The sequence below is a fragment of the Pseudomonas sp. SHLD1 genome, from assembly GCF_028640935.1.
GTDB classification, from domain to species: Bacteria; Pseudomonadota; Gammaproteobacteria; order Pseudomonadales; family Pseudomonadaceae; genus Chryseomonas; species Chryseomonas aestiva.
Genome location: NZ_JAQZAD010000023.1, coordinates 379,044 through 404,130, shown reverse-complemented (window position 1 = coordinate 404,130; position 25,087 = coordinate 379,044). Strand labels below are relative to the sequence as shown.

Annotated in this window: 17 protein-coding genes and 1 pseudogene; 7 read left to right on the top strand and 11 right to left on the bottom strand. The window is 63.2% G+C overall.

The features are described 5' to 3' along the window. Window positions 1-18: 18 nt before the first annotated feature. Window positions 19-1,269 (bottom strand): hypothetical protein, encoded by a 1,251-nt coding sequence (locus PVZ77_RS17950; protein WP_273807889.1) that lies wholly within the window; start codon window positions 1,267-1,269, stop codon window positions 19-21. Window positions 1,270-1,501: 232 nt separating this feature from the next. Further along, window positions 1,502-3,622 carry a TonB-dependent siderophore receptor gene (locus PVZ77_RS17945; protein WP_273807888.1) on the bottom strand — a complete coding sequence of 707 codons (2,121 nt, stop codon included), beginning with the start codon at window positions 3,620-3,622 and terminating at the stop codon, window positions 1,502-1,504. A gap of 165 nt (window positions 3,623-3,787) precedes the next feature. Here PVZ77_RS17945 and guaB point away from each other — a divergent pair, with 165 nt between their 5' ends. The 5 genes from guaB to PVZ77_RS17920 all read left to right on the top strand — a co-directional run bounded on the left by guaB (window position 3,788) and on the right by PVZ77_RS17920 (window position 13,853). Further along, window positions 3,788-5,257 (top strand): IMP dehydrogenase, encoded by a 1,470-nt coding sequence (gene guaB / locus PVZ77_RS17940; protein ID WP_273807887.1) that lies wholly within the window; start codon window positions 3,788-3,790, stop codon window positions 5,255-5,257. Between the two features lie 87 nt (window positions 5,258-5,344). Next, window positions 5,345-6,922 carry a glutamine-hydrolyzing GMP synthase gene (gene guaA / locus PVZ77_RS17935; protein ID WP_273807886.1) on the top strand — a complete coding sequence of 526 codons (1,578 nt, stop codon included), beginning with the start codon at window positions 5,345-5,347 and terminating at the stop codon, window positions 6,920-6,922. A gap of 334 nt (window positions 6,923-7,256) precedes the next feature. Beyond that, window positions 7,257-9,311, top strand: coding sequence for a type I restriction-modification system subunit M (locus tag PVZ77_RS17930; RefSeq protein ID WP_273807884.1), 2,055 nt, complete (start codon window positions 7,257-7,259; stop codon window positions 9,309-9,311). Next, entirely contained in the window at window positions 9,308-10,666 is a 1,359-nt protein-coding gene (locus PVZ77_RS17925) for a restriction endonuclease subunit S (RefSeq protein ID WP_273807883.1), read from the top strand. The genes PVZ77_RS17930 and PVZ77_RS17925 overlap by 4 nt, the downstream gene beginning before the upstream one ends. A 52-nt stretch (window positions 10,667-10,718) precedes the next feature. After that, window positions 10,719-13,853 carry a type I restriction endonuclease subunit R gene (locus PVZ77_RS17920; protein WP_273807882.1) on the top strand — a complete coding sequence of 1,045 codons (3,135 nt, stop codon included), beginning with the start codon at window positions 10,719-10,721 and terminating at the stop codon, window positions 13,851-13,853. Window positions 13,854-14,292: 439 nt separating this feature from the next. Here the strand turns inward: PVZ77_RS17920 and PVZ77_RS17915 are convergent, their stop codons facing one another. From PVZ77_RS17915 to PVZ77_RS17880, 8 genes are all read right to left on the bottom strand, one after another. Next, complete coding sequence (locus PVZ77_RS17915; protein ID WP_273807880.1) at window positions 14,293-16,239, bottom strand: putative bifunctional diguanylate cyclase/phosphodiesterase; 1,947 nt, start codon at window positions 16,237-16,239, stop codon at window positions 14,293-14,295. A 248-nt stretch (window positions 16,240-16,487) separates the two neighbouring features. Then, the gene (locus PVZ77_RS17910) at window positions 16,488-17,165 is read right to left on the bottom strand and encodes a type 1 glutamine amidotransferase domain-containing protein (RefSeq protein WP_273807879.1); all 678 of its coding nucleotides are present in this window, start codon (window positions 17,163-17,165) and stop codon (window positions 16,488-16,490) included. A gap of 158 nt (window positions 17,166-17,323) precedes the next feature. After that, on the bottom strand, window positions 17,324-18,577 hold the full coding sequence (locus PVZ77_RS17905; RefSeq protein WP_273807878.1) for a hypothetical protein: 1,254 nt from the start codon (window positions 18,575-18,577) through the stop codon (window positions 17,324-17,326). Between the two features lie 177 nt (window positions 18,578-18,754). Continuing rightward, complete coding sequence (gene chrA / locus PVZ77_RS17900; RefSeq protein WP_273807877.1) at window positions 18,755-19,927, bottom strand: chromate efflux transporter; 1,173 nt, start codon at window positions 19,925-19,927, stop codon at window positions 18,755-18,757. 11 nt (window positions 19,928-19,938) lie between these two features. Then, on the bottom strand, window positions 19,939-20,364 hold the full coding sequence (gene arsC, locus PVZ77_RS17895) for an arsenate reductase (glutaredoxin) (RefSeq protein WP_273807876.1): 426 nt from the start codon (window positions 20,362-20,364) through the stop codon (window positions 19,939-19,941). Next, window positions 20,361-21,407: an ACR3 family arsenite efflux transporter gene (gene arsB, locus PVZ77_RS17890; RefSeq protein WP_443218014.1), complete on the bottom strand. Its 1,047-nt coding sequence runs from the start codon at window positions 21,405-21,407 to the stop codon at window positions 20,361-20,363. Before arsB ends, arsC begins: the two co-directional genes overlap by 4 nt. A gap of 79 nt (window positions 21,408-21,486) precedes the next feature. Beyond that, entirely contained in the window at window positions 21,487-21,810 is a 324-nt protein-coding gene (locus PVZ77_RS17885; protein WP_273807874.1) for an ArsR/SmtB family transcription factor, read from the bottom strand. Between the two features lie 69 nt (window positions 21,811-21,879). Continuing rightward, window positions 21,880-22,767: a LysR family transcriptional regulator gene (locus PVZ77_RS17880; protein WP_273807873.1), complete on the bottom strand. Its 888-nt coding sequence runs from the start codon at window positions 22,765-22,767 to the stop codon at window positions 21,880-21,882. 99 nt (window positions 22,768-22,866) lie between these two features. Here PVZ77_RS17880 and PVZ77_RS17875 point away from each other — a divergent pair, with 99 nt between their 5' ends. Continuing rightward, window positions 22,867-23,400, top strand: a complete 534-nt coding sequence (locus PVZ77_RS17875; protein ID WP_273807872.1) for a GNAT family N-acetyltransferase — start codon at window positions 22,867-22,869, stop codon at window positions 23,398-23,400. Continuing rightward, entirely contained in the window at window positions 23,400-24,560 is a 1,161-nt protein-coding gene (locus PVZ77_RS17870; RefSeq protein ID WP_273807871.1) for an MFS transporter, read from the top strand. The genes PVZ77_RS17875 and PVZ77_RS17870 overlap by 1 nt, the downstream gene beginning before the upstream one ends. Before the next feature lie 20 nt (window positions 24,561-24,580). On the opposite strand, the pseudogene PVZ77_RS26145 reads toward PVZ77_RS17870, so the two are convergent. Next, window positions 24,581-25,018, bottom strand: a pseudogene (locus tag PVZ77_RS26145) (methyl-accepting chemotaxis protein); the annotation flags it as partial. Window positions 25,019-25,087 lie beyond the last annotated feature (69 nt).

Genomic DNA, 25,087 nt, shown 5'->3' with positions numbered 1-25,087 from the left:
GCGGCCGGGTGCCGGGCCCTAGCTGCCTATGCCGCGCGGACCGGCGGACACCGTACCGGCCACGTCCTGCAGATCCTGGATGCCCACCAGTTGGATCAGCGAATCGGCGGCGTCGATCTGACCGGTATCGCCCACGTTATGCAGAACGTAGGTGTCCGAGCCATAGTGAAAGACCGCGGCACGCTCGTTGTAGGCCATGGATTGCGCCACCTGTTGCAGTGCGCCGTACAGGCTGTTGGCGCCCTTCAGGGCCGCATCCGCCACCGTGGTGACCGCCTCGGGTTTCTGGATCGAAAAACCGAAGATGAGCTGGTCTTCACTGGCCTGGTAGTCGGTAATCGTGACGTGGTTGGCCGCCAGAGAGCGATTGGCGGCGGCGCTGCTGCTGCCATCGAAGTTGGCCAACGTGCCGTTGCCCAGGGTGTCGACGATGAGGTAGTCCCGGCCTTCACCCAGGGTGATGGTAGCGCCGTGACCGTAGTTGCCCCTTACGGTGGCATTGTGCGCCGCGACGCCCTTTTCGATGGACAGGTCGATGGAGTCTCCACCCGCACCGGCGTTGATGACCATATCGGCCTGCTGGATGTAAGCCGATATATCGTCCCCACCGGCACCCGTGTCTATCGTCAACGGCTTCACCCTGGAATTGCCGAGCGCGGCGACGCTGTCCAACTCCGCTGCGGCGATGGTGCTGACATAGAGAAAATCGCCCGCGCTGCCAGTCGTTACCGTCTTGAGAAAGGCGCTCTCGCTACGCACGTCGGGGCCATCGCTTCTGTAGGCATTGGTCAGGTCGATGAACAGGCCGACGGTGGACTGGGAGCCGTCGAACGTCTGCAGCCCGTCGAAGTTGCTCAGGTCGACGTGAGACCACAGGTTGAGGTCATTGGTGGGCACATCGGTGAGGCTGACGGTCAGCTTGGCAATGCTGGAATCCAGCGAGGTGTCTCCCGGTGTGGTGCCGCGGGTATGGCCATCCAGGAGGGTTCGTTGCTCTTCGTAGTGACCGATGAGGCTCACTTCATTCAACGTCGAGCCTGCCGTGTAGTGCGGGCCGTTGGCGTCGAAGGTCTTGGCGAAACCGACCTTTGCCGCGGCGGCGTTGATGTCGAGGGTAAGGCGCGGCTGGTTCTGGAACGCGTAGTAGCTGACGCCGTCGAAGGTACCGGCCGGCGTGGCGGGTACGGCGGCCTGGGCTGCCCTGGCAAAGGCGGCGGATGGATTGGAGAGGGTCTGGTCAGCGTCTAGCGGATGTTGCTTGGCAGTCATGGCGTTCATCCTTGGTGAAAGTCAGGTTGAGCGCTCGCTGAACTTGCTCAGGGGAGCAAACGACTTGAACAAACGAACGTGGGCTGGACAGTGCCTGCCTTTCCACGCCCCGTCAGTGAACCATGCCTCATTCGTTGGCGCTGAAGGACGGTGCCGGAAGAGGGGATCGTACCTTTCAGCCCTCGGCCGGTTTTCGCACGCTGAGGGCTAAGAGGTACGCGTATCCTTTAGATCAAAAGCTCACGCTGGCACTCAACCGCGCCGTCCGCGGCTCGCCCACCGCGACCTGCAGCGGGCTGTTGGCGCTCGATGGGTAGTACTGCTTGTCGAACAGGTTGTCGACGTTGAGCTGCAGTCGGGTCTGGTAGCCGGTCACCGGCAGGTCCCAGCGCAGGAAGGCGTCGGCCACGGTGTAGCTGCTCATGTAGAAGCTGTTGGCCGCATCGCCGGCGCGCTCGCCGACGTAGCGGGCGCCGCCGCCCAGACGCCAGTCGCCCAGGTTCGAGGGCATTTGCAGGTGATGGGTCAGGTACAGGCTGCCCATGTGCTCGGGTGCCTGGGTCAGACGATTACCCTCATTGCTGGGGTCATCCAGCACCTTGGTCTTGTTGTAGGCATAGGTGGCGATCATGTCCCAGCGCTCGGCCAGGCGACCGGTGAGATCCACCTCCACGCCTCGTGAGCCAACCTTGCCGGCGGCTTCGCCAATAGTCAGGCCGCGCTCGGTACGAGTGGTGACCACGTTCTTTTTCTCGATGTCATAGAGCGCGACGTTCAGGTTCAGCCCCGGCGCCAGGTCATACTTGGCGCCTACCTCGAAGCTGCGGCCTTCTTCGGGATCGAAAGTAGTACCCAGGTCGTCCACCGTGGTGTTGGGGACGAACGAGCGGCTGTAATTGCCATACAGCGATAGATCGTCGGTGGCCTTGAATACCAGTCCGGCCAGTGGTGTCACTGCGTGATCGCGCTTGTCCAGGTTGACCACATGGGGTGCCAAACCCTGAGCCGCGTACTGGTCGAACTGCTGATAGCGCCCGCCGAGGACCAGGATCCAGCGGTCGTTGAGGTGCCAGTTGTCCTTGAAGTACAGGGAGGTCGAGTCGAGGTCGCTATCCTGGTTGCTCTGCGTCGGACTGAGATCGCTCGGCGGCGCCAGGTTGCCATAGACGGGCGCATTGATATTGATGTTTCGCCGCGTGTTGGTGTTGCGATAGGTCTTGCCGCGGTACTGGCTGTTTTCTTCGTGGTCAATGCCTACCAGCAGCTCATGACGTTGGCCAAACACTTCCTGACTGCCGATGAAGTCCCAACTGGTGTACTGGGTCTCGTAGTCGTAGTGGGCGCCATTGGCCGCCCGCAGCAGGTTGCCATTGGCGGCTAGAGAGGCTGGCTGAGCGAAGTCCAGGCTGTACCTGTCATTGTTCCAGGCGTAGATCAGCCGCGTCTTCCAGTCGTCACTGAGCTGGTACTCGAAACGAGCACTGGCCGTCTCGGTGATGCCTTTGGTCTGGGCCCATTTCTCGTCGAGGCGCTTGTCGTAGCTGGCGCTGCTGGGATGCCCATTGACGAACACCGTCCCCCGATCCACCGGGCCGGTGTAATCATTGTAGGAATAGGCCAGGGTCAGGCTGGCGCGCTCGCCGGTCCAGGACAGCGACGGCGCCACCAGGGTGTGCTGATCCACCCCGTAGTTGCGCCAGTAGTCCTCGCTCTGCCGTTCGGCGATCAGCCGATAGGCGAAGCCGCTGTCGCCCAGGGGACCGGTGGTGTCGACGCCGAGATTGCCGCCGCCTTCGCTGTAGGCCGAGCCGCTCAAAGTGGTGCGCTGTTGATACTGCGGTTGTTTGCTGACCACGTTGATCAGGCCGCCGGGCTCCAGGGCGCCATAAAGCAGAGAGGCGGGGCCCTTCAGGACTTCCACACGCTCGGCGGTGGCGTCGAAGTTATGCGACAGATTCGAGCGCACCCCGTCGCGGAAGATGGAGCCGTCGGCGTTGGTGCCGAAGCCGCGTTTGACGAAGGCATCCTTGGTCCCGGCCAGGGTGTTGCTCTGGGTCACGCCGCTGACGAATTTCGAGGCATCGTCCAGGGTCCGCACCTCGTAGTCCTGGATCAGCTGCGGAGTCACGGTCTGCACCGACTGCGCCTCTTCCTTGATCGGCACATCGCTCTTGCTCGCGGTCGAGGCCCGGGTCGCGCGATAGCCCTGGTCGGCCTCCGTAGCCGTGGCGGAAATGTCCATGGGGGCGAGGCTGGCGTTTTCCGCGGCCAGGAGGCCCGAACTGGTCGCCAGGGCCAGGGTGCTGAAGGCGAAGGGCGCAAAACGGCGAAGGGCTCTGGGCGGCGTGTTCAAGGGTGATCTCGAGAGGGGCGGGGAAAGTGGCGGCGATTCTATGTTGATAGTCATTCTCACGTAAATCGAATCCTCTTACCGTTGGTGTCCAGGTCCGTTGCCGCCCATCCCCAAGCGCAGGTATAATGTCGCGCTCCTAAATTTTCCCGCCCGGGAGCGCCCGCCATGCTGCGCATCAGCCAAGAAGCCCTGACGTTCGACGACGTTCTCCTCATCCCCGGCTATTCGGATGTCCTGCCGAAAGACGTCAGTCTCAAGACCCGCCTGACCCGTGGCATCGAGCTGAACATTCCCCTGGTGTCCGCCGCCATGGACACCGTGACCGAGTCCCGTCTGGCCATCGCCATGGCCCAGGAAGGCGGCATCGGCATCATCCACAAGAACATGACCGTCGAGCAGCAGGCCGCGGAAGTCCGCAAGGTCAAGCGCTTCGAGGCCGGCGTGGTGAAGGACCCCATCACCATCGACGCCGACGCCAGCGTGCGCGACCTGTTCGACCTGACCCGTATGCACAACATCTCCGGTGTTCCTGTGCTGTCCGGTCGTGACCTGGTCGGTATCGTCACCTCCCGCGACGTGCGCTTCGAAACCCGTCTCGACGTGCCGGTGCGCGAAGTCATGACCCCCAAGGATCGCCTGGTCACCGTGCGCGAAGGCGCCGACAAGCAGGAAGTCCGCGAGCTGCTGCACAAGCACCGCATCGAGAAGGTGCTGATCGTCGACGAAGCCTTCGCCCTCAAGGGCATGATGACCGTCAAGGACATCGAAAAGGCCAAGGCCTACCCCAACGCCAGCAAGGACGACGCCGGTAGCCTGCGCGTCGGCGCAGCCGTCGGTACCGGCGCCGAGACCCCCGAGCGCGTGGCCGCCCTGGTCGCCGCTGGCGTCGACGTCATCGTGGTCGACACCGCCCACGGTCACTCCAAGGGCGTGATCGAGCGCGTGCGCTGGGTCAAGGAGACCTATCCGCAGGTCCAGGTCATCGGCGGCAACATCGCCACCGCCGAAGCCGCCAAGGCTCTGGCTGACGCCGGCGCCGACGCGGTCAAGGTCGGTATCGGCCCGGGCTCCATCTGCACCACCCGCATCGTCGCCGGTGTCGGCGTGCCGCAGATCTCCGCCATCGCCAACGTCGCCGCCGCTCTCGAAGGCACCGGCGTCCCGCTGATCGCCGACGGCGGCATCCGCTTCTCCGGTGACCTGTCCAAGGCCATCGTCGCCGGTGGCTACTGCGTGATGATGGGCTCCATGTTCGCCGGTACCGAAGAGGCCCCGGGCGAGGTCGAGCTGTTCCAGGGCCGCTCCTATAAGTCCTACCGCGGCATGGGCTCCCTGGGCGCCATGTCCCAGACCCAGGGCTCCAGCGACCGCTACTTCCAGGACTCCGCCTCCGGCGCCGAGAAGCTGGTCCCCGAGGGCATCGAAGGCCGCGTCCCCTACAAGGGCCCGCTGGCGGCGATCATCCACCAGCTGATGGGCGGCCTGCGTGCCTCCATGGGCTACACCGGTTGCGCCACCGTCGAGCAGATGCGCACCAAGCCGCAGTTCGTGCGCATCACCGGCGCCGGCATGGCCGAATCCCACGTCCACGACGTGCAGATCACCAAGGAAGCACCTAACTACCGCGTTAGCTGATTCCTGATCTGTCGTTCTTATCGTTGCGATTCGGGGCTGTCTAGACAGCCCCGAATCGTCTGAACCTAGCGCTATCGAGACCTGGCCATGTCCCAAGACATCCACGCCCACCGCATCCTCATCCTCGACTTCGGCTCCCAGTACACCCAGCTCATCGCCCGCCGCGTGCGCGAACTGGGCGTCTATTGCGAGCTGCACCCCTTCGACATGGACGACGCCGACATTCGTGCCTTCGCTCCGCGCGGCATCATCCTCGCCGGTGGCCCCGAGTCGGTCCATGAGGCTGGCAGCCCGCGCGCACCCAAGGCGGTGTTCGACCTGGGCGTGCCCCTGTTCGGCATCTGCTACGGCATGCAGACCATGGCCGAGCAGCTCGGCGGCAAGGTCGAAGGCTCCAACATCCGTGAATTCGGTTATGCCAAGGTCGACGTGGTCGGCAAGAGTCGCCTGCTCGAAGGCATCCAGGACCACCTCGACGACGACGGCGTACTCGGCCTGGACGTCTGGATGAGCCATGGCGACAAGGTCGGCAAGCTGCCGGAAGGCTTCCACATCGTCGCCAGCACCCCCAGCTGCGCCATCGCCGCCATGGGCGACGACGAGCGCGGCTGGTACGGCGTGCAGTTCCACCCCGAGGTGACCCACACCAAGCAGGGCGGGCGGATCCTCTCGCGCTTCCTGAAGGACATCTGCGGCTGCGAAGCCCTCTGGACCCCGGCCAACATCGTCGAGGACGCCATCGCCCAGGTGCGCGCCCAGGTCGGCAGCGCCAACGTGCTGCTGGGCCTCTCCGGCGGCGTCGACTCCTCCGTGGTCGCGGCCCTGCTGCACAAGGCCATCGGCGACCAGTTGACCTGCGTCTTCGTCGACAACGGCCTGCTGCGCCTGCACGAGGGTGACCAGGTGATGGCCATGTTCGCCGAGAACATGGGCGTCAAGGTGATCCGCTCCAACTCCGAGCAGCGCTTCCTGACCAACCTGGAAGGCGAAGCCGACCCAGAGAAGAAGCGCAAGATCATCGGCCGCACCTTCATCGACGTCTTCGACGCCGAAGCCAGCAAGCTCGACAACATCAAGTTCCTGGCCCAGGGCACCATCTACCCCGACGTCATCGAGTCGGCCGGCGCCAAGACCGGCAAGGCCCACGTCATCAAGTCCCACCACAACGTCGGCGGCCTGCCCGAGGAGATGAACCTCAAGCTGGTCGAGCCGCTGCGCGAACTGTTCAAGGACGAGGTGCGCAAGATCGGTCTGGAGCTGGGCCTGCCCTACGACATGGTCTACCGCCATCCCTTCCCGGGCCCGGGCCTGGGCGTGCGCATCCTCGGCGAAGTGAAGAAGGAATACGCCGACCTGCTGCGCCGCGCCGACGACATCTTCATCGCCGAACTGCGCAAGGCCGACTGGTACCACAAGGTCAGCCAGGCCTTCGTCGTCTTCCAGCCGGTGAAATCCGTTGGCGTGGTCGGCGACGGCCGCCGCTACGCCTGGGTCGTCGCCCTGCGCGCCGTTGAAACCATCGACTTCATGACCGCCCGCTGGGCCCATCTGCCCTACGAGCTGCTGGAAAAGGTCTCCAACCGCATCATCAACGAAATCGACGGCATCTCCCGCGTCACCTACGACGTCTCGAGCAAGCCACCGGCGACGATCGAGTGGGAGTGATTCCGCGTCCGGCAGAGACCGGTACGTCTAGCAGAAAAAACCCCAAAGCCCGCGTAATCGCGGGCTTCCGCTTTTTGTGCCGGCCAAACTCAGGCAGTATTCTACATAAGAAGTATGGTTTTGATTTTTTGATATCAAGCTGGCTGTAAATTCTATTTTACTAAAGTAGATTATTTTCTGCGATTTCAACTGTGATGGCTAATGAGTATGGTGAAAATGTATTTTTCGATATTAATGTTGGGTCAGAAGTAGGTAGTCAGTACAATAAATCCGTCCCCATTTATTTAAATTGTAGTCATACAGCTGCAATCGAATATAAATAGAGAGTCCCTGAATGTCTAAGTTGGCAGACCTTATTTGGAAAAGCGCCGAGTTGCTGCGCGGCGCGTATAAGGAAAACGAATACCGCAAGGTCATCTTGCCCTTTACCATCCTGCGTCGCCTCGATTGCGTGTTGCAACCCACCCGCGAAGCGGTGCGGGCACGCTATGCCGCCGTCCACGGCAAGGGCTACGACTTGGACAAGATGCTGAGCCCCGTCAGTGGCTACCCGTTTTTCAATACGTCCAAATTCACGCTCCCCAACATTGCCGAGACCCCCGACGATGTGCGCGACAACCTGGAAGCCATGATTAACGGCTTCTCTCAGAACGTGCGCGATATCTTCGACAAGTTCGGCTTCACCGCCACCCTGGACAAGCTGGCCGAAAAAAACCGCTTGTACCTAGTAGTGCAACGCTTCGCGGAAACCGACCTTGACCCCCAGAAGGTGACGAACCACGACATGGGGCAGGCGTTTGAAGAGCTGCTGCGGAAGTTCAACGATGTGTCCCCGGCGGGTGAGCAGTACACCCCCCGCGACGTGATTGAACTCATGGTAACGCTGCTGTTCAACGGCGACGACGACATCCTGTCCGTGCCCGGCGTGGTGCGCACCATGTACGACCCTACCGCAGGCACTGGGGGCATTTTGAGCGTGGCCGAAGAGCACCTGCGCAAGTTTAACGACCGCGCTACCTTGAAGCTATTCGGGCAGGAGCTGGAAGACGAGACCTACGCTATTTGCAAGGCCGACATGCTTATTCGTGGGCAAGACCCGGCCAACATCGAGAACGGCGACACGCTGGAACTTGATCGCCACCCTGGCAAGACCTTCGAATACCAAGCCGCCAACCCCCCATATGGCGTGGAATGGAAGCCCGCCGAAACCGCCGTCAAGAAAGAGCACGCTAAGGGCGCGGCGGGGCGCTTCGGTCCTGGTCTGCCCGCCATCCGCGATGGGCAAATGCTGTTTTCCCTGCACCTGTTGTCCAAGATGCAGCCCGTGGTTGCTGGCAAAGGCGGCGGGCGCATCGGCGTGGTGCACAACGGCTCCCCGCTCTTCACCGGCGACGCGGGCAGCGGCGAGAGCGAAATCCGCCGCCATATCTTGGAGCATGACTACCTCGATTGCATCGTGGCACTGCCCACGGACATGTTTTACAACACCAGCATCACCACCTACCTGTGGTTCATGACGAACCGCAAGCCCGTCGAACGCAAGGGCAAGGTGCTCCTGATCGACGCCAGCGTCATGAGCACTCTGATAAAAAAGAACCTGGGCAAGAAGCGCCGTGAATTCACGCCCAATTGTGTGGAGCGCATCGCCAAGGCGTATGCCGACTTCCACTCCATGGAGTGGACTGAGAACCCTAACGCCAAGGATGGCAAGACCGGGCGCGTGCTTAAAGCCAAGGTGTTTGACCGCGATCATTTCTTCTACCGCCGCATCACCATTGAGCGCCCCTTGCGCATGCGCTTCCAGGCCAGCGAACAGGGATTGAAGATGCTTGGCGACGACACCGCCTTTAGCAAACTGCGGCAGGAGCAAAAAGACCTGCTTACCCAAAGCATTCAAGGCGTGGACGCGCAGGCCACATACATGGATGCCGACTCGTTCCGGGCAGCACTGCACGCATCCGCCGCCTTGGTGGCCGATGCCAGCGGCCTGAGCGGCAAGGCCGCCAAACTGGCTGCCAAATCGTTGGAGCTGGCTCGCAAGCACCTGGGCACCAAGGACAAGAATGCCGAGCCCACCACCAACGAAAAGGGCGATATCCTGAGCGACTCCGAGTTGCGCGATGCCGAGTACGTGCCGTTCAACGACGACATTGAGGCGTACTTCGAAAGTGAGGTGCGTCCGCACTGGCCGGATGCGTGGGTTAACTACGACGTGAAGGACGCCAAGGACGGAAAGACCGGCGTGGTGGGCACCGAAATCAACTTCAACCGCGAGTTCTACGTGTACACGCCCCCGCGCAGCCGCGAGGCCATTGCGGCGGACATTGAGGCCAAGGAGCACAAGTTCATGGAGCTGCTTCGCGGCATCAAGGACGAGGTACTCCCATGAAGCCGTATGCAAGTTACAAGCCTTCGGCCGTGCCGTGGTTGGGGGAGGTTCCGGCGCATTGGGCTGGAAAACGGCTGCGTGATTGTGTGGAAGGTTGTTCCAACGGCGTCTGGGGCGATGATCCCGATGGGGGCGATGATGATATTCCAGTCATTCGCGTGGCTGACTTTGACCGGCCTGGTAGGCAAGTTGTTGAGTATGGAACTCTCCGCAAAGTAGACAGCGGTCAACGGGGAAGTCGGGCATTGGTCCCTGGTGACATGCTGATTGAAAAGTCGGGTGGTGGAGAACAGCAGCCCGTCGGTATGGTCGTTTCTTACTTCGGACCAGAGGGCGCAGTTTGCTCCAATTTTGTCGCCCGCATGCGTAGTCGTGAGGGAGTCGTATCTAGGTTCATGGTGTACCTCCATGCTTATCTGTATGCATCGCGAGTTACCAATATTAGTGTCAAACAGACCACAGGAATCCAAAATCTGGATTCAACGGCCTACCTGTCCGAAGCCTGTTTTGTGCCCCCACCCGACGAACAGCAAGTCATTGCCGACTACCTCGACAGGGAAACTGCCCGCATCGACACCCTGATTCATGAGAAGGATGAGCTGATCGGGTTGTTGCGGGAGTGGCGGCGGTCGGTGATTGCGGAATACACATCGGGAGCAACCCAATTACAGGGAAAGAAAGCTACCGGTAACGTGCACATGCCATGGATTCCATCGGACTGGTCGATGGTGCGCCTGGGAAAGTACGCGCGCATCGGGAATGGTTCGACCCCCCTGAAAGACAACGCCAGTTACTGGGATGGTGGCACCTTTCCTTGGCTCAACAGTGCGGTGGTTAACCGCGATACAGTGGATGAAGGTAGCGAATACGTTACTGACGGGGCCTTGCGTGCCTGCCATTTGCCTATTGTTGAGCCTGGCGCGTTGTTGGTTGCTTTGACCGGGCAGGGAAAGACACGCGGGCAAGTAACCGTTCTGCGCATCCAAGCCACCATCAACCAGCATCTGGCATATCTCGCTTTGGATGAGGCGCGTTTCGACGCCAACTTTTTGTTCTGGGCACTGACTGGCATGTACGCAGCTTTGCGAATGGTCAGTGATGGGCAGGGTGGAACCAAGGGCGCTTTGACTTGCGACGACCTGGCGCGGTTTGAAGTGCCTATGCCTTCCTTGACTGTGCAGCAAGAAATCGCATCGGCGGTATCGAGGGAGACCGCCAAGATTGACGATCTCATCGCCCACACCCACGACGAAATAACTCTCCTAAGAGAACTGCGGGCTGCCACCATCGCGGATGCGGTGCTGGGACGCATTGATGTTCGATGTGTTGCAAAAACGATAGCTGCTTGCGCTTGATGGATAACCGCCAACGGCCAATTTGATTCGCAAAAATACGAGAAGGACATCCATGGCAGCCATCCACACTGAAGAGCAGTTCGAAGACGAGATTTGTGAAGTCTTAAAAGCCCAGGGGTGGCTGCTCGATGGACCTTTGCCGTTCCAAAAAGGCTTTGCGTACGACAAAGGCTACGACCGCCGCACGGCGCTGTATCCCGAGGACGCGATTGCCTGGGTGAAGGACACGCAGCCCGATGCCTGGGAGAAGTTTGCCAAGAACCACGCCAAGAACCCGGAGGCGGTGTTCATCCAGCGGCTGGTGGAAGAGCTGGACAAGGACCGCCCGACCATCAAGAAGGAAACCCCGCAGCTCTGGGGCACGCTCTACGTGCTGCGCAAGGGCTTCAAGGATATCAACGCCACGTTCAAGATGGCCCAGTTCGCGCCCAGCAACCAGCAGAACTCTACAACCTGGGAGCACTACAAAAAGAACCGCCTGCGCGTGGTGCGTCAACTGCATTACTCGTTGCACAACCAGTTGTGCATCGACTTCGTGCTGTTCCTCAATGGCCTACCCCTGGCAACCATCGAGCTGAAAACCGACACCACGCAGAACATCGAGGCCGCGGTGCGGCAGTACAAGTACGACCGCAATCCGGTAGACGTGGCAACCAAGCAGTCCGAGCCTTTGCTGTCGTTTGGCAAGCGGGCGTTGGTCCACTTCGCCGTGAGCACCGACGAGGTGCAGATGGCGACCAAGCTTGCGGGTGCGGCCACGTGCTTTTTGCCCTTCAACCGTGGTAACCCCGATGGCATGGGCGGCGCAGGGGCGGGCAACCCGCCCGATAACGCTTCGGGCTATTCCACCGGCTATCTGTGGCACGAAGTGTTCCAGCGCGATGCCTGGCTGGCGGTAGTGGGCAAGTTCTTGTCGGTGGAGGTGTCCGAGTCTAGGGACGCCAAGGGCAAGAAGGTATTCAACACGGCGCTCTTGTTCCCTCGCTACCACCAGTGGGATGCGGTCAACAAGTTGCTCAATGCCACCCTGGTCGAAGGCGTGGGGCAGACCTATCTGGTTCAGCACTCGGCGGGGTCGGGCAAGTCCAATACCATCGGATGGCTGGCACACCGCCTTGCATCTCTGCACGATGCCAAGGACCAGAAGGTGTACAGCAGCGTGATTGTGATTACCGATCGCCGGGTGTTGGACACTCAGTTGCAAGACACCATTTACCAGTTCGACCATCAGCAAGGCGTGGTCGAAAAAATTGACGAGAACAGTACGCAGTTAGCGGGAGCCCTGGACAAGGGCAAGCTCATCATCATCACCACGTTGCAGAAGTTTCCCTGGGTGTTGGACAAAGTGAGCGGCCTGGGCGATAAGCGCTTTGCGCTTATCTTGGACGAAGCCCATTCCAGCCAAGCAGGCAAGGGCGCGGTGAAGCTGCGCGAGGTGTTGACCACCAAGGGCAAGGAGGCGGCACCCTTGGGAGCTGAACTGTCCCCGTCCACGGCCTATGACGCTGCGGTTGCGGCAGCACAGGAAGATGCCGAGCTGACAAATGAGGATGTACTTAACTCCATCATGGCGTCGCGCCAGCGCCCGCCCAATGTGTCGTACTACGCCTTCACGGCAACACCCAAGTTGAAGACCATGGAACTGTTCGGGCGCACGGGTGAAGATGGCACGCCTGAGCCCTTCCATGTGTATTCGATGCGCCAGGCCATCGAAGAGAAATTTATCTTGGACGTACTGCGCGGTTACACCACCTATGGCTTTGCCATGAAGCTGGAGCAGGCGGGCGATGACAAGATGGTGAAGTCAGGCAAAGCCAAGGCCAAGTTGTTCCGTTATGGGCTGATACATCCAACCAGCATTGCCCAGAAAGTGACGGTCATCGTGAAGCATTTCCGCGAGCACGTCATGCACCAGTTGGGCGGTCACGCCAAAGCCATGGTGGTATCGGACAGCCGCGTGGCGGCAGTGCGCTACAAGAAGGCATTCGACGACTACATCAAGAAGATGAAGTACACCGACTGCAAGGCGTTGGTGGCGTATTCGGGCGAGGTAACGGATGAGGAATCCAAGGTACTTAAAGCCAAGGAAGGCGACCTCAACGACCACAAGGAGCACGACGACGGCATCAAAGAGGCGTTCAAGACCGACGGCTATCAGGTGCTGATCGTTGCGTCGAAATTTCAGACGGGCTTTGACCAGCCCAAGCTGTGCGCCATGTACGTCGACAAGCGCCTGGATGGGGTGTTGGCGGTGCAAACTCTGTCGCGCCTGAACCGCATGTACCCAGGCAAGAAAACGACCTTCGTGCTGGACTTCCGCAACGACGCCGAAGGCATCCTCAAAGCCTTTCTGCCGTTCTACCGTACCGCGAAGATGTCGGGGGTTACTGACCCTAACTTGGTTCACACCCTGCGCCAGAAGCTGGACGACGCCGGCATCTACCTGTGGGAAGAGGTGTTGGCCTTTGCAAAAGGCTATTTCGACCCCAAGGGCAAGCAGGCTACGATTCAAGCGCCATTGAAGAAGGCGCACGAGCGGTTCAAAGCGCAGACCAAAGAGGTGCAAGATCTGTTTCGTGGCGATATTTCGTCGTACATCAGCGCCTACGACTTCCTGTCGCAACTGCGCTCCTACGACGATGCCGATCTGGAGCGCCTGCATGCGTTTTGCCGAATGCTGTTGCCTCGCTTGCAAGGCAAGGCCGGAGGCGATGAGGCCCTGGATGAATCTGTGCGGTTGGCGGGCTATAAGGTCGTCAACGAACAAAAGCACAAGCTGGACATGGAGGCGGGCACCGCCGAACCAATGAAGCCCTTGGGCACGGGCGGCGGGAAAGCCTGGGACGACCCGGAAGACCGGCTGTCGGCCATCATCAAGAAGATGAACGAGGTGTTCTCAGGCAATCTGTCGGATGCCGATTTCAAGGGCTACGCCACTACGCTGATTGGCAAAATGGTGAGTGACCCAATTTTGCAGGAGCAGGCGCAGGCCAACGACACGGTGGATGCCTTCGCCAACGGCGCTTACGAAACGAAGCTCAACAATGCCGTGGTGGATGCCTTGGAGAACCACAACGCGATGGCCGACCAGGCGCTACGGCATGAGAAGGTATTTGAGGGGCTGGCGAGTCTGCTGGTGGAGGAGGTTTATAAGCAGCTAAGGGAATCAAGTCAGCCTGCTGCCTAGGTACTGAATTACAGCGGATGCCTCGGGTTACTAAGCATCAAACCGAGCAGGCTCCTGTGCTTAACGAAGTTAGATAACCGTATCCTAAACTTTGGGATTATCTCCCTCTGCGCTTGCTACCGTCGGTGACGAGCTTACAGTAGGCAGTGCTTAAGAAGCTCTGTAGAGGGAGGCGTATTTTTTATAATTGGTGTATGGCATTATTCATGGTATCTAGAGGGTTGATATTTTAACTTGTTTATTTTTACTGATAAAAATTATTATTTATAATAGAGTGGGAGTGATCCCGCTCGGCGCCTGGCGCTGATCGGCTAGAAAGCCCGCCTGTTGGCGGGTTTTCTCATATCCAAACTACTCACCAAAGCTTCGTCAACGATGCATCCGCTGCATCCAGGGGTATAAGCGCACATCGTACATCGCGCATCGCAAACTCGACAGATCAAACTGCCAAAACCCTGTCCAACTGCTCCCCCTCCAACCAACCCCTAATCTCACTCGCCCGCATCGGCTTGGCGAACAGATAACCCTGCGCCCTCGTACAACCAAGATTCTTCAGCGCACCCAGTTCTGCAGCCGTCTCCACCCCTTCCACGATGCATTCCAGCTGCATGTCCTGGCACAGGGCGATCAGGGATTTGACGATCTTGAAGCTGGCCGGGTCGAGGTGGAGGTTGGTGACGAAGGTGCGGTCCACCTTGAGTTTGGTCAGCGGCAGCGCGTGGATCTGGCTCAGGCTAGAATAGCCGGTGCCGAAGTCGTCGAGGGAGATGCCGCAGCCCAGTTCGCGGAAGCGGCTGATGGCGCGCTGGGTCTGGCGCAGGTCCTGGATGGCGGCGGTTTCGGTGATTTCCAGGTCGAGGCAGGCCGGGTCGAACGGGCTGCACCTGATCAGTTCGACGATCTGCTGGGCGGCTTCCTCGGAGGCACAGTCGTGGGCGGAGAGGTTGAAGGCCAGGCGGATGCCCGCAGGCCAGCGCGCGGCCGCGTTTAGCGCCTTATTCAGCAGCGGCAGGGTGAGGCGATTGACCATGCCGACGCGCTCGGCGGTGGCGATGAAATCACCCGGCGGGACGTTGCCCAGCTCCGGGCTTTCCCAGCGGGCGAGGGCCTCGAAGGCCACGGTCTGCTTGCTGTGGATGTCCACGATGGGTTGGAAGACCATGTAGAACTCGCGCTCCAGGTCGGCCCGGCGCAGGGCCTGTTCGGTCAGGCCTTCGCGATTGAGTTGCTGGCGATGGGCGGTGCTGAACAGGCAGGCCGTGCCGGGGCGGTGGCGCTTGCTCTGGTACAGGGCGTAGTCGGCATGCTCATAGACGTCCGTGGCGGAAAAGGCCTGGTCGGGAAAGGTCGCGAGGCCCAGCGAGCCACTGATCTGGATGGGCAGGTCCACCAGCAGGAAGGGCTCGCGCAGGCTGGCGCAGACCCTTTCGCCAAACGCCCGCAGCTGCTCATCGTTCAAGACCCCGGTGGTGATCAGGCTGAATTCGTCGCCGCCCAGGCGGGCCAGGTGGACGTCTTCGCCCAGCAGCGTGCTCAGGCGCTGGCCGACCTGACAGAGCAGCCGGTCGCCCACGCTATGGCCATAGAGATCGTTGACCGGCTTGAAGCCGTCCAGGTCGATCAGGCCCACGGCCAGACGGGTCCCCTGGGCACGCGCGTCGGCCAGTAGCGTATCGAGGCGGGCAAAGAACTGTCGTCGATTAGCGAGGCCGGTCAGGCTGTCCTGATTGGCCAGCTTGAGGTTCTCCTCGCTGAGTTTCGCCGTCTGCGCCTGCATGTTCACCAGGCGGGTGAAGTCGCCGTACTGCGCCTTGAGGATGACTAGCATGGCGATGGACACCAGCAGGACGTCGATCGCCGTGGCCACGAAGGTGCCGATGGTGGTGGAGGCGAAGAACACCACGAAGGCGGTGTTGACCACGGCGGTGGTGGCCAGGGCCGCGGGCAGCAGGTGCATCATGCAGAAGATACAGCCGATCACGGTGATCGCCATGTAGAAGCCCACATGCGCCTGGGTATAGCTGTCGCCATAGGGAAACAGCGCCAGCGCCCAGGCGGTGAAGGCCGAGGCCACTATGGGCGCGAGTAGGTTGGTGCGCTTCAGGGCCGTCAGCATCTGCGTCGGACTGCGCGGCTGATTGCGCGTGCGGAGCCATTCGGCCGCGCGGATCACGCCGAACAGCGTCATGATCAACGGGCAGTAGACCACCAGCCAGCGTGGCGCGACGGCGTAGTGGGTGCCGGCCAGCATCAGGGTGTTGGTCAGCAGGATGAAGTACATCATCGGCAGCTGGCGCGACAGCGCGAGGTATTGCGCCTTGACCAGGCCAGGATTGTCCTTGGGCACCGACATCAGGGCACGCACGCCGAGCAGGAGTCTCTTCATCGGGCAAGGCTCTGAAAATACGACCAGGTAATCGATTGCACGGAATATCCTTTCCAGCCTGGGCGGAGCAGGGTTAAGGCTGCGCTCATGAGAGGCTGTCGGCAGGCGCCGGGATTTCTGCAGTCTTTGCGACTAGTGGCACTTGGGCAGCAGGGCAGGGGTGCAGCGCGGAAAACAGCCGTGTGCAGGCGTTGACGGGGCGCAGTAAAAAGCCCGCCGGTTGGCGGGCTTTTTCAGGTGCTTAGCTCTTAACCCAGCTTGGTCAGCAAGGCGTCCGCCGCGGCTTCCGAGCTGGCCGGATTCTGGCCGGTGACCAGGTTGCCGTCCTCGACCACGAACTCGCCCCAGTCCGGGCCCTTCTCGTAGCGGGCGCCGAGTTTCTTCAGCTCGTCTTCCACCAGGAAGGGCACCACGTCGGTGAGTTGCACGCCGGCTTCTTCGCTGTTGGTGAAGCCAGTGACGGTGCGGCCCTTGACCAGCGGGGTGCCATCGGCGGCCTTGACGTGGCGCAGCACGCCGGGGGCGTGGCAGACCAGGGCGAAGGGCTTGTTGGCCTGGGCGAAGGCTTCGAGCAGGGCGATGGAATCGCGGGATTCGGCGAGGTCCCAGAGCGGGCCATGGCCGCCGGGATAGAAGACGCTGTCGTAGTCGTCGGCCTGCACCTCGGCGAGCTTGACGGTGTTGGCCAGGGCCTGCTGCGCCTCGGGATCGTTCTTGAAGCGTTCGGTGGACTCGGTCTGGGCGTCGGCGGCGTCGCTCTTGGGGTCCAGCGGCGGTTGGCCACCGGCGGGGGAGGCCAGGGTGATCTCGGCGCCGGCGTCCTTGAAGACGTAGTAGGGAGCAGCGAATTCTTCCAGCCAGAAGCCGGTTTTCTTGCCGGTGTCGCCGAGCTGGTCATGGGAGGTCAGGACCATCAGGATCTTCATCGCGCGTTCCTCGTGTTCGAAAGGGTATCGCTAGACAGACCCTGGGTTCCTGCCGTGAGTGCCCGACTTCTTCGGCAAGCCACGAATACCGCACATAAGCAGCCGGCGAGCCGCCCGGTTGATCGCTCTGGGCGGCAAGCCGTGCGGCTCAGGGGCTATCAGGCCCAGCCGAGGGTGCCACCGGGTTCATAGCGTTCACGGGCCGCCACGGTGCTGGCGACATCATCGAGGTTATGGACGCCGATCAGCTGGACCAGGGAGTCCAGGTTATCGACCTGGCCTTCGTAGCCGGAGTCACGGAAGACATAGGTGTCCTGGCCGTAGTGGAAGACCGCGGCATTGACCAGCCCGGTGGTCGATTGAGTGACGATATTGAGCGCGGCGTACAGGCTGTGGGCGTTGGTCAGGGCTGAATCCTGGACGGTCACCACGGCCTTGGGGTCGGTAATTGCGAAGCCAAAGATAATGTTGTCTTCGCTCGCCTTGAAGTCGGTGACCGTCACATGGTTGGCCGCCAGCGCACGGTTGGCGGCGGCGCTGCTGCCGCCATCGAAGTTGGCCAGGGTGGGGTTGAGCAGGCTCAGGGTGTCACGGCCTTCACCCAGGGTGACGGTGGCGCCATGGCCGTAGTTACCTCGCAGGGTGGCATTGTGCGCGGCCACGCCTTCGGTGATCAGGATGTCGACGAAGTCACTGCCGGCGCCGGCATTGATGACCATATCAGCTTGCTGGATGTGGGCACCGATCTGGTCGCCGCCTGCGCCGGTATCGACGGTGATGGCCTTGACCCGCGAGTTGCTCAACGCCGCCACGTGCTCGAGTTCCGGGGCGGTACGGGTGCTGACCTGGATCAGATCGCCGCCGCTGCCGGTGGTCACGCTTTTGAGGAATGCGCTCTGGCTGGCATAGGTGTAGTCCGCGCCTGCGGTGTAACCATGCAGGAAGTCGATCGACAGGCCGGCCGTGGAGGTGGAGCCGTCGAAGGTCTGCAGGCCATCGAAGTGGTCCAGGGTGATCAGATCGCCTTCATTGAACTGATTGGTCGGCACGTCGGTGAGGCTGACGGTCAGCTTGGCGATGCTCGAATCCAGGGTGCTGTCACTGGCAGTGGCACCGCGGGTGTGACCGTCGAGGCGAAGGATCTGGTCTTCCCAATGACCGGTCAGGGTCAGTTCGTTCAGGGTCGAACCAGCCGTATAGTGCGGGCCCTTGGCGTCGAAGGTCTTGGCGAAGCCGACGTATTCGGGCGCGGTATTGATGTCGAGGGTGAGCCGGGGCTGGCTCTGGAAGGCGTAGTAGGTGACGCCGTCAGAGGTGCCGGCAGCCTTTGCGGGCGCGGCAACCAGGGGCGCCTTGGCAAGGGCAGCGGTGAACAGGGGGGCGGTGGTGTCCAGGGGATTATTGTAGGTCATGGCGGTCATCCTTAATGCATGTCAGGCCGAGCGCTCGCTGGACACGTTCTCGCGCAGGGCAAGACGTTTCATACAGCCGAACGTCACGCCGACAGTGCCTAGCTTTCCACGGAGCTACAGCGAACCACGCCGCAATTTCATCGGGCCACTAGTGGCACGCCGCTAAACGGTAGTGCGCTAAAAGTTCAACAACCACGCGGCCAGAACGACCAATAGCGCGATCAGGACGGGCGACCAGCGGGTGCTCAGGAGCAGCGCCAGGGCCAGTGCGGCCAGAGCAACGTCCAGTGGGCCGCGGATGCCTCCCGTCCAGACCGGATCGTAGAGCGCCGCCAGCAGCAGGCCGACCACGCCGGCGTTGAGGCCGGTCAGCGCGCGTTGCCAGCCGGGGTGGTTCCGCAGGGTCTGCCAGAAGGGCAGGGCGGCGAGCAGGATGAGCGCGCCGGGCAGAAAGATCAGGGTCCAGAGCAGGCCATTGAGCCAGGCGGGCACGGTGGCGGGCACCAGGGCACCCAGGTAGGCGGCGAAGGTGAACAACGGACCGGGCACCGCCTGGGCCAGGCCGTAGCCGGCCATGACCTGGCCCTCGCTGACCAGGCCGCTGGGCACCACCACGGTCTGCAGCAGCGGCAGCACCACATGGCCGCCACCGAAGACCAGGGCCCCCGCTCGGTAGACACCCCCGGCCAGCGGGCCCCAGGCGGGCAACAGCAATAGCGGCAGCAGGAACAGCAGCAGCGCGCCGACCCCCAGCCGCCGGGAGAGTCCGGTTCGCAGGCCCAGGGCCGGCGGCGTGGCAGCGGGCGCCAGGGCGAGACGTCCGACCAGGGCGGCCAGGCCCAGCCCCAGCAGTTGCCCCGCCGAACCGGGCAGCCAGAGCGCCAGGCCGGCGGCAACCAGCGCCAGGAGGCGACGCGGCGTATCCGGGCACAGGCTGCGGCCCATACTCCAGACCGCCTGGGCCACAACCGCCACGGCGAAGACCTTGAGGCCATGCACCGCGCCCGAGTCGGCCAATCCCGGAAAGTGGGCAAGGCCCAGGGCGAACAGGATCAGCAGCAGGGCGGAGGGCAGGGTGAAGCCGAGCCAGGCCGCCAGCAGGCCCCAGCCGCCGGCGCGCCCCAGGCCCAGGGCCATGCCGACCTGGCTGCTGGTCGGACCGGGCAGCAGCTGGCAGAGCGCGACCAGCTCGGCATAGGCGGCTTCGTCCAGCCACTGGCGCCGCGTGACGAAGGCCTGGCGGAAGTAGCCGAGGTGGGCGATGGGGCCGCCAAAGCTGGTGCAGCCAAGGCGCAGGAAGATCAGGAAGACCTGCCAGGCGCTGTCCTTATCGCGGGCGATGTCACGCATGGCGGCCCCGATCAGCCGCGCGGCGCCGCAGAGGGAATTACTACCTCGCCATCTTCCTTGACGAAGGGACCGCGCTGCGGCTCGGGCAGAATATCGAGTACCCGTTCCGAGGGCCGGCAGAGGCGGGTACCCAGGGGGGTCACCACGATCGGTCGATTGATCAGCAGGGGATGCTGCAGCATGGCGGCGATCAGGGCCGCGTCATCCAGCTGCGGATCGTCCAGGCCCAGCTCGGCGTAGGGCGTACCCTTCTGACGCAGCAGCTCGCGCACCGGCATGCCGAGGTCGGCGATCAGCCGCTCCAGCTGCGCCCGGTCGGGTGGAGTTTCCAGGTAGTGGATGACCGTCGGCTCGACGCCGGTGTTGCGAATCAGGCCCAGCACGTTGCGTGAGGTGCCGCAGGCGGGGTTGTGATAGATCGTGATGGCGCTGTTCATGGACGGTCTCGATGGTGGGAAGGGGCACCCCGTTCGTACCAGCCACGCGAGCCGTTCACCAGGCGCACGACCAGCAGCATCAGCGGTACCTCGATAAGAACGCCCACCACGGTAGCCAGGGCGGCGCCCGAGTGGAAGCCGAACAGGCTGATGGCGGCGGCCACCGCCAGTTCGAAGAAGTTGCTGGCGCCGATCAGCGCCGAGGGACAGGCCACGCTGTGGCTCTCGCCCACCAGGCGATTCAGCCAGTAGGCCAGGGCCGAATTGAACAGCACCTGGATCAGGATAGGCACGGCCAGCAGGGCGATCACCAGCGGCTGCGCCAGGATGGCCTCGCCCTGGAAGGCGAACAGCAGCACCAGGGTGGCCAGCAGGGCGGCCATCGAGAGAGGGCCCAGACGGGCCAGGGTGCGGTCGAAGGCGGCCTGACCCTGGCGCAGCAGCGCCCGCCGCCAGAGCTGGGCGAGGATCACCGGCAGTACCAGGTAGAGGACCACCGAGAGCAGCAGCGTGGCCCAGGGCACCGTGATCGACGACAGGCCCAGCAACAGGCCGACGATGGGGGCGAAGGCGAAGACCATGAGGGTGTCGTTCAGCGCGACCTGAGACAGGGTGAACAGCGGATCGCCCTGGGTGAGTCGACTCCAGACGAAGACCATGGCGGTGCAGGGCGCCGCTGCCAGCAGGATGAGCCCGGCGATGTAGCTGTCCAGCTGCTCCGTCGGCAACCAGGGCGCGAACAGCTCCCGAATGAACAGCCAGGCGAGCAGGGCCATGGAGAAGGGCTTGACCGCCCAGTTGACGAACAGGGTGACGCCGATCCCGCGCCAGTGCTGGCGTACCTGGCCGAGGGCGCTGAAATCCACCTTGAGCAGCATGGGTACGATCATGACCCAGATCAGCAGGCCGACCGGCAGATTGACCTGGGCCACCTCGATCCGGCCGATGCAGCGGAACAGCCCCGGTGCCAGCTGGCCGAGGGCGATGCCGGCGAGGATGCAGAGCGCGACCCAGAGGCTGAGGTAACGCTCGAAGGTGTTCATGGCGGGTGCTGCCGGAGGGCAGGCGGGGGGACTGTGCATGGCGGGCCTGGTCTTGTGGTTGGCGGTGGAGGGACGGAGGTCAGCAGGAGCAGCGCGGCGGTGCGCTGACCGCGCAATCATCGCCGGCGCAACAGTGCTCGGTCAGGTAACCGAGCAGGGCATTCATCTGGTCATAGGCCGCGCGATAGATGAGATTGCGGCCCTGCTGTTCCACCGAAACCAGACCGGCATTGGCCAGCTCCTTGAGGTGGAAGGAGAGGTTGCTGCGGGCTACCTCGAGCTGATCGGCCAACTGGCTGGGGGTAAGGCCGGTCGTGCCGGCGACCACCAGGGCGCGAAAGACCCTCAGGCGCTGGGCGTGGGCGAGGGCGGCAAGGGCGGAAACGACAAGTTCTTCATTCATGGTTCAATAATACAAGAATCGTTGAATCATTGAATGATAGGGCGTGGTGGGCGTTTGGTCGAGCCCCTATCAGCGGCGCAGCTGTCGCAACGCTTCCAGCACCTGCTGCAGCGGGCGACTCAGGGGTTTGTCGCGGCGCAGCACCAGGGCCAGGGTGCGGGTCAGGGGCGGTGCCAGCGGCTGCACTCTTAGTCCGTGGCGATGGTGCTCGGTGGCCACGGCGATGCCGGGCACCAGGCTGTAGCCGAGGCCGGCGGCCACCAGTTCCTTGAGCGCCTCGATGCTGCCCAGCTCCATCACCGGGCGGCTGGCCTGGCCGGCGCGGCGAAACCAGTCGTCGATCAGCAGCCGGGTGCTGCTGCCGGTCTCGAAGGCCAGAAGCGGCGTCTCAGCCAGGTCTGCCGGCGCCAGCGCGTGCGATGGCAGGGAGCTGGCGGGGGGCAGCAGGGCGACGAAGGCATCCTCCAGCAGCGGCTCCACCTGCAGGTTGCGGCCACTGGCGGGCAGGGTGACCAGGCCCAGGTCGAGGCGGTTGTCTTCCACCGCCCGCAGGACGTCCAGGGTGTTGCCGGTACTGACCCGCACATCCAGCTGTGGAAAGCGCTGGCGCAACTGGCCCAGCAGTGGTGGCAGGAGATGGATGCAGGCGGTGGCGCCGGTGCCGATGGCGATCCGTCCGCTGACCGTCTCGCCATGGCTGGCCAGCGCCTGCAGGGCCTGGTCCACTGCGGTCTGGATCTGCGCGGCGTGATCCAGCAGCAGACGGCCCGCCGCGGTGGGCTTGAGTCCGCGCCCCAGGCGCTCCAGCAGCTTGAGGCCCAGGCGCCGCTCCAGCTGGCGGATCTGCAGGCTGACCGCCGGCTGGCTCAGCCCCAGGCGATCGGCCGCGGCGGAAAAGCTGCCGGTGGCGACCACCTGGACGAAGGTCTGCAGCTGTGTGAGGTTGAGGTCGGCCATGAAGGTTTTGCTTATACCGGTGATAACCGAGCATAGCTTTATCTTTGGCTGGCCGTCCCGGCATGATCGCTTCATCGACCCCGCGAATGGACCTCTCCCGTGAACACCGCCCTGCAGTTGCGCGATGCCACCCCCGCCGATCTGCCGGCCATCCAGGCCATCTATGCTGAACATGTGCTGCGCAGCTGCGCCAGCTTCGAGCTGGAGCCGCCGGACCTGGCCGAGCTGGAACGCCGGCTGGCAGCGGTGCGCCAGGCCGGGCTGCCTTACCGGGTGGCCGAGCTGGACGGGGAGGTGGTGGGCTATGCCTATGCGGTGCTCTATCGCCCGCGACCGGCCTATCGCCATACCGCGGAAGACTCGGTGTATGTGCGCGACGGCCTGGGTGGCCAGGGTATCGGCCGGCGGCTGCTGGAAGAGATCATCGCGGCCTGCACGGCGGCGGGCTTTCGCCAACTGGTGGCGGTGATCGGCGACAGCGCCAACCAGGGCTCCATCGCCCTGCACCAGCGGCTGGGTTTCCGTACCGTCGGCACCTTCGAGGCGGTGGGCTTCAAGCATGGGCGCTGGGTGGATACGGTCATGATGCAGCGCAGCCTGGGAGAGGGCGAGCGGACCCCGGGTACGCGCTGATGACATTGATGCCGAGCGATCGCGCCATCTGGCAACTGGGGCTGATGCAGTTGCTCGCCTGGGGGGTGGCCTTCTATCTGCCGGGCGTCTACGGCCCGGCGATGGCCGCGGGACTGGGCTGGGACGCGCGCTGGGTCTATGGCGGCTTTTCCCTGGCGATGCTGACCATGGGCCTGGTCTCGCCCTTCAGCGGCGCGGTGATCGAACGCCTGGGCGGCTGTCGCACCCTGCAACTCGGCCTGGTGCTCGATGCCCTGGGCTGCCTGGGCCTGGCAGCGGCCCAGTCGGCGCCGCTGTTCTACCTGGCCTGGGTAACCCTGGGCGTGGGCATGCGCCTGTCGCTGTACGACGCCGCCTTCGCCACCCTGGCGCGCCTGGCCGGCGAACGCTCGCGGGCGGTGATGGTGCGCATCACCCTGCTCGGCGGCCTGGCCTCGGCGGTGTTCTGGCCGCTGGGGCACTGGTTGCTGGAGGTGCTGGGCTGGCGCCTGGGGTTGGTGGTCTATGCCGGCATCGCCCTGACGGGCTTGCTGCTGCTCTTGCCACTGCCCAATGTGCGTGGACGCTTGCCCAGTGCCGAGTTGCCGCCCGCGGCAGGGGACGGCTCGCCGCGCCTCGCCGGCGTGCTGTTCGCCACCGGGATGGCGTTGATCGGCTTTCTTTCGGCGGGATTGTCGGCGCATCTGCCGGCGCTGCTGGCCGAGCGTGGGGTACCGGTAGGGGTGGCGGCACTGTGGGGGATCGGCCAGGTCTGCGCGCGGCTGGCGGAGCTGGCGTCCGGCCAACGGCTCTCGGCGCGTCAGCTGAATCTGTTGCTGGGCCTCGGCCTGCCGCTGAGTTTCGCCCTGGCGCTGGCGAGCGAAGGCCATCTCGGCCTCACCGCCGGCTTCGTCTTTCTCTATGGCGCCCTCAACGGCCTGGTGGCGGTGCTGCGAGCCAGCCTGCCGCTGGAGTTGTTCGATCGGGCGCTCTATGCGCGCCTGACCGGCAAGCTGCTGGCGCCGAGCTTCCTGCTCTCGGCGGCAGCCCCCTGGTGCTATGCCCTGGCGCGGGAGAGTTGGGGGGATCGCGGCCTGCTCGGGCTGTGCCTGCTGGTCAGCCTGGGCGTGACCCTGGCGGCGGTGGGGCTGCTCGGTCGGCGGCGTCCGGCGCCGGCCTGAGTGGGGCGCCAGTCCGTGAGCTAGTTCAGGCGGCGGGCGAACTGACCCACCGCACCGACCACGCGCTGGGCCCCGTCCTGGATCTCGGTGATGCGGGTGCCGGCGGCGTTGGCCAGTTGCAGGCCCTGTTCCGCCTGGTGCTTGCTCGCCGCCATGTTGGCCACGGCGGTCTGCGCCAGTTGCTGGTTCTGCTGCACCACGCCGACGATCTCCTCGGTGGCCTTGCTGGTGCGGCCGGCCAACTGGCGGACCTCGTCGGCCACCACGGCGAAGCCGCGGCCCTGCTCGCCGGCCCGCGCCGCCTCGATGGCGGCGTTGAGCGCCAGCAGGTTGGTCTGTTCGGCGATGCCGCTGATGGTCTTGACGATGGTGCTGATCACCAGCGACTGCTCGCCCAGGGCCTCGATGCCGTTGGAAGCGACCTGCAATTCCTCGGCGATCTTGCGCATCACCGAGACGGTGTTCTGCACCACCTCGGCGCCTTCACGGGCGCTTTCATCGGTCTGCTGGGAGATGTCGAAGGCTAC